The organism is Cellulomonas sp. Root485 (assembly GCF_001426705.1).
GTDB lineage: Bacteria > Actinomycetota > Actinomycetes > Actinomycetales > Cellulomonadaceae > Cellulomonas.
On record NZ_LMFC01000002.1, the window covers coordinates 1,095,242 to 1,107,509 of the forward strand.

Genomic DNA, 12,268 nt, shown 5'->3' on the forward strand with positions numbered 1-12,268 from the left:
ACACGCCAGACCCCCGGACGGATGATTCCGGCCGCCGCGCCGCCCGGATCAGGAGCTCAGACCCGTGCAGTCCGTCATGCCGCCGCTCGCCCCGTGGCGCGGCCGCATCGTCGTGCTGGCCGGCATCGTCCTCGTCGGCCTCAACCTGCGCATCGCTGTCGCGGCCGTCTCGCCGATCATCGAGGTGGTTCGGCAGGACTTCGCGCTGACCGACACCCAGGTCGGTCTGCTCGGCACGGTCCCCGTCGCGTCGTTCGCGCTGTTCGGCTCGCTGGCCACGCCGGTCGCCCGACGTCTCGGGCTCGAGCCGACGATGATCCTCGCGCTGCTGCTCTCGATGACGGGCGAGCTCCTGCGCGCGCTGGCCGGCAGCGCACCGGCGTTCATCGGGTGGTCGGTGATCGCGCTCGGTGGCCTCGGGATGGGCAACGTGCTGCTCCCGCCGCTGGTCAAGCGCTACTTCCCCGACCGCATCGGGACCGTCACCGCGTCGTACTCGGTGGCGATGTCCGTGAGCGCCGCGGTGCCGCCGCTGGTCGCGCTGCCCGTGGCGCAAGCCGCCGGGTGGCGGTGGTCGGTCGGGATGTGGGCGATCCTCGGGTTCGCGGCCGTGGTGCCGTGGGTGGTCGTGATCGCGCAGTCGGTGTCGGCGCGCGCGCACCTGCGCACCCTGGTGCGACGAGCGCCGCGGCGTGACCGAGAGGCCGTCCTGGTCCGTGCTGGTTCGGCCGAGAGCCGGATCGTGTGGCGCTCGCGGCTGGCCTGGGCGCTGGTCCTCGCGTTCTTCGCCAACACCACCTGCACGTACGTGCTCTTCGCGTGGCTGCCGCAGATCCTGGCCGACGCCGGTCTGGGCCCCGACGTGGGAGGCCGGTGGCTCGCGGTGTTCGCGATCCTCGGGCTGCCGGCGTCGATCGTCTCCCCGGTCCTCACCGCACGGATGCGCAACCCGTTCCCCCTGGTGGTCGGCTTCGCCACGTGCTGGGTGGCGGGCCTGCTCGGGCTCCTGCTCGCGCCCGCGCAGGGGACCGCCGTCTGGATGGTCCTGCTCGGCATCGGGCCGGGGACGTTCCCGGTCATGCTCGCGCTCATCGGCCTGCGGTCGCGCACGCCCGCGATCGCCGTCGCGCTGTCCGGGATGGTGCAGGGCCTCGGCTACGCGCTCGCGGTCGTCGGACCGGTGGGGATCGGGGTGCTGCACGTCGCGACGGGCTCGTGGCACGAGCCGTTGCTCGTGCTGCTCGCTCTGGTGGCGGTGCTGCTCGTGGCGGGCTGGTTCGCCTGCCGGCCGACGATGCTGGGGCCGGAACCCGCTGCATAAGCGCTCCCACCGGCTCGGTACCCTTCTCCGGTGACTCCCGCCCAGCTCTCCGAGGCCCTCCGGGCCGCCCTCGTGCACGCCGTCGACGACGGAACGTTCGCCCTCGACCCCGCCGCGATCCCCGCGACCGTGCACCTCGAGCGACCCCGGCAGCGCGACCACGGGGACTGGGCCACCAACGTGGCGATGCAGCTGGCCAAGAAGGCGGGCACCAACCCGCGCGCCTTCGCCGAGGAGCTCGCCCGGCGCCTGGCGCAGACCGACGGCGTCGCGACGGTCGAGGTCGCCGGTCCCGGCTTCCTCAACATCCGCCTCGACGCGGCCGCCGCCGGTGAGCTGGCGCGTTCGGTCGTCGAGCAGGGCGGTGAGTACGGGCAGAACGAGACGCTCGCCGGCGTCGCGCTCAACCTCGAGTTCGTGTCCGCCAACCCGACCGGTCCGCTGCACATCGGCGGCGTGCGCTGGGCGGCGGTCGGCGACAGCCTGGCGCGGGTGCTGCAGGCGTCCGGCGCGGCCGTGAGCCGGGAGTACTACTTCAACGACCACGGCGCGCAGATCGACCGGTTCTCCCGCTCCCTGCTGGCGCGGGCGCTGGGCCAGCCGGCGCCGGAGGACGGCTACGGCGGCAACTACATCTCCGAGATCGCGGAGCAGGTGGTGGCCGACGCGCTCGCCGCCGGCGAGACCGACCCGCGGACCCTGCCGTTCGACGACGCCAACGAGGCCTTCCGGGCGCGCGGCGTCGACCTGATGTTCGCCGAGATCCGCAAGTCCCTGGAGGACTTCGGTGTCGAGTTCGACGTCTACTTCCACGAGGACTCGCTGCACAAGTCCGGTGCCGTCGACCACGCGGTCGCACGCCTGCGGGAGCTCGGCCACGTCTTCGAGGCCGACGGCGCGACCTGGCTGCGCACCACGACGTTCGGCGACGACCGCGACCGCGTGATCATCCGGTCCAACGGCGAGGCTGCCTACATCGCGGGCGACATCGCCTACTACCTGGACAAGCGCGAGCGCGGCTTCGACCGCGTCGTGATCATGCTCGGTGCCGACCACCACGGGTACATCGGCCGCATGATGGCGATCTGCGCGGCGTTCGGGGACACCCCGGGCGTGAACCTGGAGATCCTCATCGGGCAGCTGGTGAACCTGGTCAAGGACGGTGCGCCGGTCCGCATGAGCAAGCGCGCGGGCACGGTGGTGACCATCGACGACCTCGTGGACGCCGTCGGTGTCGACGCCGCCCGGTACGCGCTGGCCCGCTCGTCGGCGGACTCGATGATCGACCTGGACCTCGACCTGCTGTCCAGCGCGAAGAACGAGAACCCCGTGTTCTACGTGCAGTACGCGCACGCTCGCACGGTGAACGTGGGCCGCAACGCCGCCGAGGCGGGGGTCCGTCGCGAGGACGGTTTCGACGCCTCGCTGCTGGACCACGAGAGCGAGTCCGTGCTGCTCGGGCGCATCGCCGAGTTCCCGCGGGTCGTCGCGCAGGCCGCCGAGCTGCGCGAGCCGCACCGCGTCGCCCGGTACCTGGAGGAGCTCGCCGGCAGCTACCACAAGTGGTACGACCAGCGCCGCGTGGCCCCGTTCGGCGACGAGGTCGTCGGCGACGTGCACCGCACCCGCCTCTGGCTGAACGACGCCACCCGCCAGGTCCTGGCCAACGGTCTGGGGCTGCTGGGCGTCAGCGCCCCGGAGCGGATGTGACCACGACGATCCCCGGCGAGCCCTGGTCCACGGGGGTCGCCCGGACGGTCGACGGTGCGGTGACGGTCGCGGGGGTCGACGTGCGCGAGCTGGCCGTCGAGCACGGCACCCCGGCCTACGTCCTCGACGAGTCGGACCTGCGCACCCGCGCCCGCGGCTACCGTCGCGCGTTCGAGACGGCGTTCGCGGAGATCGGCGCGGGCGTCGACGTGTACTACGCGGGCAAGGCGTTCCTGTCCGTCGCGGTCGCGCGCTGGGTGCACGAGGAGGGCCTGCGCGTCGACACCGCCACGGGCGGCGAGCTCGCGGTCGCGCTGCGCGCCGGCATCCCCGGTGCGGACATCGGGCTGCACGGCAACAACAAGTCGGACGCGGAGATCGGGCGGGCGCTCGACGCGGGCGTCGGCCGGATCATCGTCGACTCGCTCGTGGAGATCGACCGGGTGGCCGATGCGGTCGCCGCGCGCGGGGGAGCACCGGCGCCGGTGATGGTCCGCGTGACCACCGGCGTGCACGCGGGCGGCCACGAGTACATCTCGACGGCTCACGAGGACCAGAAGTTCGGCCTCTCGATCGCGTCGCCCGACGGGGACTCGCCCGCGATGCAGGGGCTGCTCGCCGTGCTGGCGCGCCCCGAGCTGCGGCTGCTCGGCATCCACTCGCACATCGGCTCGCAGATCCTGGACCCGTCCGGGTTCGAGGTCGCCGCCCGCGCGGTGCTGACCCTGCGCGCGCAGCTCGCGGAGCGCACCGGGGTGCTCGTCGAGGAGGTCGACCTCGGCGGCGGCTACGGCATCGCGTACCTGCCGGGGGAGGTCGCCCTCGACCCGGACCGCATCGCGAAGGACGTCGCCGCGTCGGTGCAGGCGACGGCCACCGACCTCGGCACCCCGCTGCCGCGGTTCTCCATCGAGCCCGGCCGCGCGATCGTCGGCCCCGCCGGCCTCACGCTCTACACGGTCGGCACGGTCAAGCCCGTGCGGATCGACGACGGGAGCGTCCGCACCTACGTGTCCGTCGACGGCGGGATGAGCGACAACATCCGCCCCGCCCTCTACGGCGCGAGCTACCACGCGGAGGTCGTCGGCCGGCTCTCGACCGCCGGGACGGTGCTGGCGCGCGTCGTCGGCAAGCACTGCGAGAGCGGCGACATCGTCGTCCACGAGGTGCAGCTGCCCGCCGACGTCCGCGCCGGAGACCTGCTCGCCGTCGCGGCGACGGGGGCGTACGGGCGGTCGATGGCGTCCAACTACAACCACGTGCCGCGTCCGCCGGTGGTCGCGGTGACCGACGGCGGGTCCCGCGTGCTGGTCCGCCGCGAGACGGAGGACGACCTCCTGGCGCTCGACCTCGGCTGACCGGACCACCGCTCGGACCACACGTCCCGACAGGCGGGACGCACCCCTATCCTGAGGGCGCTCCCGACCGATCCGACTGGAGGCCGTCCCGTGCCCTCGCCCGTGCCCGCCCACCCGCCCCTGCGCGTCGCCGTCCTCGGCTGCGGCGTCGTCGGCACGGAGGTGGTGCGGCTGCTCACGACGCAGGCGGCGGACCTGGCGTCGCGCGTGGGTGCCCCGCTGGAGCTCGTCGGCGTCGCCGTCCGGGACGTCGAGACCGAGCGGGACGCCGTGGTCGACCGCGCGCTGCTCACCGCCGACGCGGAGTCGCTGGTCGAGCGCGCCGACGTCGTCGTCGAGGTCATGGGCGGCATCGAGCCCGCGCGGAGCCTGCTGCTGCGGGCGATCGCCTCCGGTGCGTCCGTCGTGACCGCCAACAAGGCCCTCCTCGCGCAGGACGGTCCGACGCTCTACGCCGCCGCCGACGAGGCCGGGGTGGACGTGTACTTCGAGGCCGCCGTCGCAGGTGCCATCCCGATCGTCCGCCCGGTGCGCGAGTCGCTCGCGGGGGACCGCGTGACCCGCGTGCTCGGCATCGTCAACGGCACCACCAACTACGTGCTCGACAAGATGGCGTCCGAGGGCCTCGACCTGGACCAGGCCGTCAAGGAGGCCCAGGCGCTGGGCTACGCGGAGGCGGACCCGACGGCCGACGTCGAGGGGTACGACGCCGCCGCGAAGGCCGCGATCCTCGCCTCGCTCGCGTTCCACACCCGGGTGTCCATCGAGGACGTCTCCCGCGAGGGCATCACGTCCCTGACGGCCGACGACGTGCTGTGGGCGCAGCGCACGGGCTACGTGCTCAAGCTCCTGGCGATCGCCGAGCGCGGGACGGCCGACGGCGTGGAGGGCGTGCAGGTCCGGGTCCACCCCGCCCTGGTACCCGTCAGCCACCCTCTCGCCACCGTTCGTGGCGCCTACAACGCGGTGTTCATCGAGGCCGAGGCCGCGGGCGAGCTCATGTTCTACGGCCGCGGCGCCGGCGGCGAGCCCACCGCGTCCGCCGTGCTCGGTGACGTCGTCTCGGTCGCCCGGCACCGCGTGCTCGGCGGCAAGGGCCCGATCGAGTCCCGCTACGCCGAGCTGCCGGTCCTGCCCGCGGCCGCCGCGCGCACCCGCTACCAGGTGCGGCTCGAGGTCGCGGACCGCCCCGGCGTGCTCGCCCAGGTCTCCTCGGTGCTGGCGTCGCACGACGTCTCGATCGAGGCCGTGCGGCAGACGCCGGTCCAGGACGCGCCCGACGCCGACTACGCGCGCCTGGTGATCACCACGCACGCGGCCCCAGAGCACGCGTTGCGCAGCACCGTCGAGGCCATCGCGGGTCTCGACGTCGTGCGTCGTGTCGTGTCCGTCCTGCGAGTCGAGGGAGCCTGATGGCCCACCAGTGGCGTGGCGTGATCGCCGAGTACGCCGACCGTCTGCCCGCCCACGTCCAGGAGCGCGTCATCACGCTCGGGGAGGGCGGCACCCCGCTGGTCCCGTCGCCGACGCTCTCGCAGCGCACGGGCGCCGAGGTGTTCATCAAGGTCGAGGGCATGAACCCGACCGGGTCGTTCAAGGACCGCGGCATGACGACCGCCATGTCCGCGGCGGCCGGCCGGGGCGCCAAGGCCGTCGTCTGCGCGTCGACGGGCAACACGTCGGCGTCGGCCGCGGCGTACGCCACCCGCGCGGGCATGGTCTGCGCGGTGCTGGTGCCGGACGGCAAGATCGCGATGGGCAAGCTCAGCCAGGCCATCGCGCACGGGGCCACGCTGCTGCAGGTCGACGGCAACTTCGACGACTGCCTGATCGCCGCCCGCAAGCTCGCCGAGTCCTACCCGGTCGAGCTGGTGAACTCGGTCAACCCCGACCGCATCGAGGGCCAGAAGACGGGCGCGTTCGAGATCGTCGACGCCCTCGGCGACGCCCCCGACATCCACGTGCTCCCCGTCGGCAACGCCGGCAACATCACCGCGTACTGGAAGGGTTACCGCGAGTACGCGGGGCTCGACGCCGGTGCCGCGCACACCGCGATCGCCACGCACACCCCGATCATGTGGGGCTTCCAGGCCGCCGGTGCCGCCCCGATCGTCAAGGGCCACCCGATCGACCAGCCCGAGACCATCGCCACGGCGATCCGGATCGGCAACCCCGCGTCCTGGCAGCAGGCCGAGGAGGCCCGCGACGTGTCCGGCGGTCTCATCGAGGCGGTCACCGACGAGCAGATCCTCGCCGCGCACCGCGTCCTGTCCGCGGAGGTCGGGATCTTCGTCGAGCCCGCGTCGGCGTCCGGCGTCGCGGGGCTGCTCCTGCTCAGCGAGCAGGGGCGCGTCCCGGCCGGTGCCCGCATCGTCATCACGGTCACCGGGCACGGGCTCAAGGACCCGCAGTGGGCGCTGCGCACCCCCGACGGCAGCGACGTCGTGCCGGTGCGGATCTCGTCCGACGTGGTGTCCATCGCCACCGCTCTCGGCCTGGACTGAGGCCCGCGATGCGCCTGGGTGCGGACCACGTCCGCGTCCGCGTCCCCGCCACCAGCGCCAACCTCGGTCCGGGGTTCGACGCGTTCGGCATCGCCCTCGGGCTCTACGACGAGCTCGAGGTGCGGGCGCTCGCCTCACCGGGCGTCACCGTCGAGGTCACGGGGGAGGGCGCCGGGCAGGTCCCCGACGACGAGCAGCACCTCGTCGTCAGCTCCTTGCGGGCCGCGCTCGACGAGGTCGGTGCATCGCAGACCGGCCTGCATCTCGTCTGCCACAACCGCATCCCGCACGGCCGCGGGCTCGGGTCGTCCGCCGGGGCGGTCGTGGCCGGGATCGTCGCCGCCCGCGGGCTGATCGCGGAGCCCGAGGCGCTGTCCGACGAGGTCGCGATCGACCTGGCCGGCCGCATCGAGGGTCACCCGGACAACGCGGCGCCGGCGGTGCTGGGCGGGGCGACCCTCGCGTGGAGCGACGACGGCCGGTTCCGTGCCATCGACCTCCAGGTCCACGAGGACGTCGCTCTGCTCGCGGTCGTCCCCCCGAACCACCTGTCCACGAAGGCCGCCAGGGGGGTGCTCCCCGCGAAGGTCCCGCACGCGGACGCCGCGTTCCAGGCGGGCCGCGCGGCCCTGCTGGTCGAGGCGCTGGGCCGTCGCCCCGAGCTCCTGCTCACCGCCACGCAGGACCGGCTCCACCAGGAGTACCGGCGCTCGGTCATGCCGGGCTCGTTGGCGCTCGTCGACGTCCTGCGGGCCGAGGGCGTCGCGGCTGTCGTCTCCGGTGCGGGGCCGACGGTGCTGGTGCTCGCACGGCGGGACGGCGACGACAAGACCGACGCCGACGACGCCGTGCGCGCCGCCTTCGGGGGAGCCATGGGGGGCTGGCAGATCCTGCCGTTGCCGGTCGACCGCACGGGCGCGACCGTCCAACGGGTGACATGACCGGGTGAAGTACACGGGCGTCGTTCACCCTGCCAGGTGACCGAGCCGACAGTGGTAGCATCGACGCGTTCCCCGGATCTCGACCTCTGGTGGCCCGCGTCGTACGTGACCGGCCGCCTCAGAATGAGTAGACGAGCCGGGAGCGATCCAGCCCACCGTGCGCAGACGTCGTCGTACGCAGCGCGTGTGTGGCTCCAGCACCGTCTCGGTCACCTCGACCGGACGTCGGCCGATCCCCGAACCATCGGGTCCCGGCCACCGACGAGGGGAAGGGTCCTTCGTGACAGACATCATCGAACCCGCCGTGAGCAGCTCCGGCGGGTCCGCCCGCAGCGCAGGCATCTCGGCACTCCGCCTGCCCGAGCTGCAGGCGATGGCGTCCGACCTGGGCGTCAAGGGCACCTCCAAGATGCGCAAGGGCGACCTCGTCCAGGCCATCTCGGACGCCCGGGGGGGTTCGCGCTCGCAGGCCCTGGAGCCGCGCCGCGACCAGAGCGTCGCCGTGGCCGACGCGCCGCCCGCGCGCCGCGCCCGTGCTCCCCGGACGCAGGCGCCGCAGCTCGACCTCGGTGGGGTCGTCGCCGCGCCGACGCAGGACGCGCCCTCCCAGGACGCCGGCTCGCGGGCCCCGCGCGGCGACGCGCTGGCCGGCCTCGAGGCCGCGCTGGACGCCAGGCTCGCCCCCGTCGAGCAGCGTGACGACCGCGCCGCGCGCGCAGCCGACGCCGTCGGTGGCGTGACCGGTGAGCGGCGCTCGCGCCGGGCCGGCCGCGGTGCCGGTGCGCCGCAGGGCGACGAGGGCGACCGCGCGCAGAGCAACGGCCAGCCGAGCAACGGCCAGCAGGCCGAGCGTCAGCAGGTCGACCGCCAGCAGGGCGAGCGTCAGCAGGGTCAGCAGCGCGACACCCAGCAGCGTGACAACCAGCAGGGCAACCGCCAGCAGACCGGCACCCAGCAGCCGGGCACCCAGCAGGGCACCCAGCCGCGCCGCGAGGGCGACGAGGACGGGCTCGACGAGCGCGGCGGTCGCCGTCGCCGCTCGCGGGACCGCTACCGCGACCGCGACCGTGACCGCAAGGGTCGCGGCACGCGCGGTCGTCCCGGCCCCGGCGAGCTCGCCGGCCTGGACGACATCGAGGTCAACGACGACGACATCCTGCTCCCCGTCGCGGGCATCCTGGACCTGATGGACAGCTACGCGTTCGTCCGCACCACGGGCTACCTGCCCAGCGCCAACGACGTGTACGTGTCCCTCAACCAGGTCAAGCGGTACGGCCTGCGCCGCGGCGACGCCGTCACCGGTGCCGTCCGCCAGCCGCGCGAGGGCGAGCAGCCGCCCCAGGGCAACCGCCCCAGCAAGTTCAACGCGCTGGTCCGCCTCGACTCGGTCAACGGCCTGGAGCCCGACGGCGCCCGCGTGCGTCCCGAGTTCAACAAGCTGACGCCGCTGTACCCGCAGGAGCGCCTGCGCCTCGAGAGCGAGCAGAACCGGCTCTCGCCGCGGGTCATCGACATCGTCGCGCCCATCGGCAAGGGCCAGCGCGGCCTCATCGTCGCGCCCCCCAAGGCGGGCAAGACGATCATCATGCAGCAGATCGCGAACGCCATCACGACCAACAACCCCGAGGTCCACCTCATGGTCGTGCTCGTCGACGAGCGCCCCGAAGAGGTCACGGACATGGAGCGGACGGTCAAGGGCGAGGTCATCGCCTCGACCTTCGACCGCCCCGCCTCCGACCACACGATCGTCGCCGAGCTGGCCATCGAGCGTGCCAAGCGGCTGGTCGAGCTGGGCCAGGACGTCGTCGTGCTGCTCGACTCGCTCACGCGCCTGTCGCGGGCCTACAACCTGGCCGCCCCGGCGTCCGGGCGCATCCTCTCGGGTGGTGTCGACGCCTCGGCGCTGTACCCGCCCAAGCGGTTCTTCGGTGCGGCGCGCAACATCGAGCACGGCGGCTCGCTGACGATCCTCGCCTCGGCGCTGGTGGAGACCGGCTCCAAGATGGACGAGGTCATCTTCGAGGAGTTCAAGGGCACCGGGAACATGGAGCTCCGGCTCTCCCGCTCGCTCGCGGACAAGCGCATCTTCCCGGCGGTCGACGTCAACGCGTCGGGCACCCGCCGCGAGGAGATCCTCATGCCGCACGACGAGCTGAAGATCATCTACAAGCTCCGCCGGGTCATGGGCGCGCTCGACCAGACGCAGGCCATCGAGCTGCTCATCGGCAAGCTCAAGGACACCAAGTCGAACGTCGAGTTCCTGCTCCAGGTCCAGAAGACGACCCCCGGCAGCGACTGACCGCTGACGCACGGCCGACGGCCCCGTTCCCCGAGAGGGAGCGGGGCCGTCGGCGCGCTAGTGACGCTGAGTCTGCAGGGGCGCCTCGTGCGTGCCGGTGACCGCGGTCGCCGGCGATGCGACGCGGCGGGGCCAGGTCCAGGCCAGCCGGAGGATCACGACGAGCAGGACCACCTCCAGGACGACGGCGAGCCCGTAGTAGTACGTCCAGGACTCGCCCACCACGTTGAACATCGCGTAGGGGATCTGGACCGATGCCACGACGAGGTTCGTGATCCGGCTCGCGCGGGCCGGCAGCGTGGCGGAGAGCACCACCATCAGGATCGGGATGGCCATGAGCACGAGGAAGACGGTCATCAACGTCTGGGTGATGTCGAACTCGAAGACGACACCGACCAGGATGTCGTCGATCTTGCCCGGCACGAAGAAGGCCAGGATGTCCACGTAGGCGTACAGGAACATGACGCTGGTCCACGCTGCCACGAGCTTCGCTCTCACGGGTAGGCGCGAGTCGTCCAGCGCGGTGGTGGTGTCTCGTCGAGTGCTCACTGGGTGCTCCGTCGTCGTGGTGAGGTGTGGCTCCTCGACGATCGCGGACCACCGTGCTGGGCACACCAGCCGCAGAGCCAGACCTGCACCGGCCTTTCGCTCGGTGGCCCTCTGGTGCTTTCGGCCGATACGCCGCTCGGCACTGCGGGATACGTCCTGGTGGGAGGACCGAACCGCGCTGCTCGGCGGTTCGTCCCACCCGGGCCCGACTGCCGACGCCAGGTGCGCGCGCTAGCGTGCGAGTGTCCGCACCGTTGCGCAGCCGGAAGGTCGAAGATGACGAAGTCGTGGAGCACGCCGCCGGGAGAGGCCCTGCGGGTCGGGCCCGGGTTCGACCTCTCGGCCGTCGACGCGTCGTCGACCCCCGGGTGGGAGCACGGGCGCTCGTCGGCGGAGAACAAGCTGGAGGCGGACGGCAACCGGCTGAGCGAGGTGCAGGAGCGCCTCTACGCGCACGGTCGGACCGGCGGCTCGCGGGCTGTGCTGCTGGTGCTGCAGGGCATGGACACCGCCGGGAAGGGCGGGATCGTCCGGCACGTCCTGGGCATGGTCGACCCGCAGGGAGTGCAGCTGCACTCGTTCGGGGTGCCGACCGAGAAGGAGCGGTCGCAGCACTACCTCCAGCGGATCCGCGAGGCGCTGCCGGCCGGCGGACGCATCGGGGTGTTCGACCGCTCGCACTACGAGGACGTGCTGGTGGTCCGCGTGAACGAGCTCGCGCCGCGGGAGGTGTGGGAGCCGCGGTACGACGAGATCAACGCGTTCGAGCAGGAGGTCGTCGACTCCGGAACCGTGGTGGTCAAGGTGATGCTGCACGTCTCGCAGGAGGAGCAGAAGGCCCGGCTGCGGGAGCGGCTGGAGCGCCCGGACAAGTACTGGAAGTTCAACCCGAACGACGTCGACGAGCGCGCGAAGTGGCCCGCGTACCAGGAGGCGTACCAGGCCGTGCTGGACCGCACGAGCACCGAGCACGCGCCCTGGCACGTCGTGCCCGCGGACTCCAAGTGGTACGCGCGGCTGGCCGTCGGCGGCTTGGTGCTCGCGGCGGTCGAGAGCCTCGACCTGGGCTGGCCGCCCGCCGACTTCGACGTGGAGGCGGAGAAGGCCCGGCTCGACGCACAGCCCTTCTGAGTCGCCGGACGGGGATGATTTCGGGCCCCGTCGCTGTTCTGGCACAATGGTTCGCTGGTCTGCGGTTCACCGGCGCCAGTCGCGCGTCCGGACCCGGAGACACCCACCCAAGGAGAAGTTTTCGTGAAGGCTGACATCCACCCCGAGTACGTCCTGACCGAGGTCACCTGCACCTGTGGCAGCACCTTCGTCACGCGCTCGACCGTGACCTCCGGCAAGATCCACGCCGACGTCTGCAGCGCCTGCCACCCGTTCTACACGGGCAAGCAGAAGATTCTCGACACCGGCGGCCGCGTGGCCCGGTTCGAGGCGCGCTACGGCAAGAAGGCCGGCAACTAGCAACCTCGCAGCGCCGGTGCCCGGCGCGGACCACTGCCCTCCATGGCAGTGTCCGCGCGGGCACCGGCGCTGTGTCGTTGTCGGAGCAGTTCCCGCCACCTGAAGGACACACCCGC

At 72.7% G+C, this 12,268-nt stretch carries 10 protein-coding genes; 9 read left to right on the forward strand and 1 reads right to left on the reverse strand.

The genetic code is table 11. From position 1 onward, the window contains the following. Window positions 1–64 precede the first annotated feature (64 nt). The 7 genes from ASD16_RS13530 (at window position 65) to rho (ending at window position 10,133) form a co-directional block, all read left to right on the forward strand. Entirely contained in the window at window positions 65–1,321 is a 1,257-nt protein-coding gene (locus ASD16_RS13530) for an MFS transporter (RefSeq protein WP_235523283.1), read from the forward strand. Window positions 1,322–1,351: 30 nt separating this feature from the next. After that, window positions 1,352–3,031, forward strand: a complete 1,680-nt coding sequence (gene argS / locus ASD16_RS13535) for an arginine--tRNA ligase (RefSeq protein ID WP_055918039.1) — start codon at window positions 1,352–1,354, stop codon at window positions 3,029–3,031. Beyond that, window positions 3,028–4,389, forward strand: coding sequence for a diaminopimelate decarboxylase (lysA, locus tag ASD16_RS13540; RefSeq protein WP_055918042.1), 1,362 nt, complete (start codon window positions 3,028–3,030; stop codon window positions 4,387–4,389). The genes argS and lysA overlap by 4 nt, the downstream gene beginning before the upstream one ends. Before the next feature lie 90 nt (window positions 4,390–4,479). Then, window positions 4,480–5,802, forward strand: coding sequence for a homoserine dehydrogenase (locus tag ASD16_RS13545; protein WP_235523284.1), 1,323 nt, complete (start codon window positions 4,480–4,482; stop codon window positions 5,800–5,802). Next, entirely contained in the window at window positions 5,802–6,893 is a 1,092-nt protein-coding gene (gene thrC / locus ASD16_RS13550; RefSeq protein ID WP_055918048.1) for a threonine synthase, read from the forward strand. Before ASD16_RS13545 ends, thrC begins: the two co-directional genes overlap by 1 nt. An 8-nt stretch (window positions 6,894–6,901) precedes the next feature. Continuing rightward, on the forward strand, window positions 6,902–7,834 hold the full coding sequence (thrB, locus tag ASD16_RS13555; RefSeq protein WP_055918051.1) for a homoserine kinase: 933 nt from the start codon (window positions 6,902–6,904) through the stop codon (window positions 7,832–7,834). Between the two features lie 280 nt (window positions 7,835–8,114). Next, a complete protein-coding gene (rho, locus tag ASD16_RS13560) occupies window positions 8,115–10,133 on the forward strand; it encodes a transcription termination factor Rho (RefSeq protein ID WP_055918054.1) in 2,019 nt (672 codons plus the stop codon). Window positions 10,134–10,190: 57 nt separating this feature from the next. On the opposite strand, the gene ASD16_RS13565 is transcribed toward rho, so the two are convergent. Continuing rightward, a complete protein-coding gene (locus ASD16_RS13565; protein WP_055918057.1) occupies window positions 10,191–10,682 on the reverse strand; it encodes a DUF6326 family protein in 492 nt (163 codons plus the stop codon). A gap of 276 nt (window positions 10,683–10,958) precedes the next feature. On the opposite strand from ASD16_RS13565, the gene ASD16_RS13570 reads away from it, so the two are divergent. Both ASD16_RS13570 and rpmE read left to right on the forward strand, forming a co-directional pair. Then, entirely contained in the window at window positions 10,959–11,813 is an 855-nt protein-coding gene (locus ASD16_RS13570; protein ID WP_055918060.1) for a polyphosphate kinase 2 family protein, read from the forward strand. Window positions 11,814–11,936: 123 nt separating this feature from the next. Then, window positions 11,937–12,152: a 50S ribosomal protein L31 gene (gene rpmE / locus ASD16_RS13575; RefSeq protein WP_055918063.1), complete on the forward strand. Its 216-nt coding sequence runs from the start codon at window positions 11,937–11,939 to the stop codon at window positions 12,150–12,152. Window positions 12,153–12,268: the final 116 nt, after the last annotated feature.

Excerpts from the sequence above, each read along its gene's own strand:
- thrC (WP_055918048.1), top strand. The coding sequence starts at position 5,802 with ATGGCCCACCAGTGGCGTGGCGTGATCGCCGAGTACGCCGACCGTCTG.
- thrB (WP_055918051.1), top strand. The coding sequence starts at position 6,902 with ATGCGCCTGGGTGCGGACCACGTCCGCGTCCGCGTCCCCGCCACCAGC.
- ASD16_RS13570 (WP_055918060.1), top strand. The coding sequence starts at position 10,959 with ATGACGAAGTCGTGGAGCACGCCGCCGGGAGAGGCCCTGCGGGTCGGG.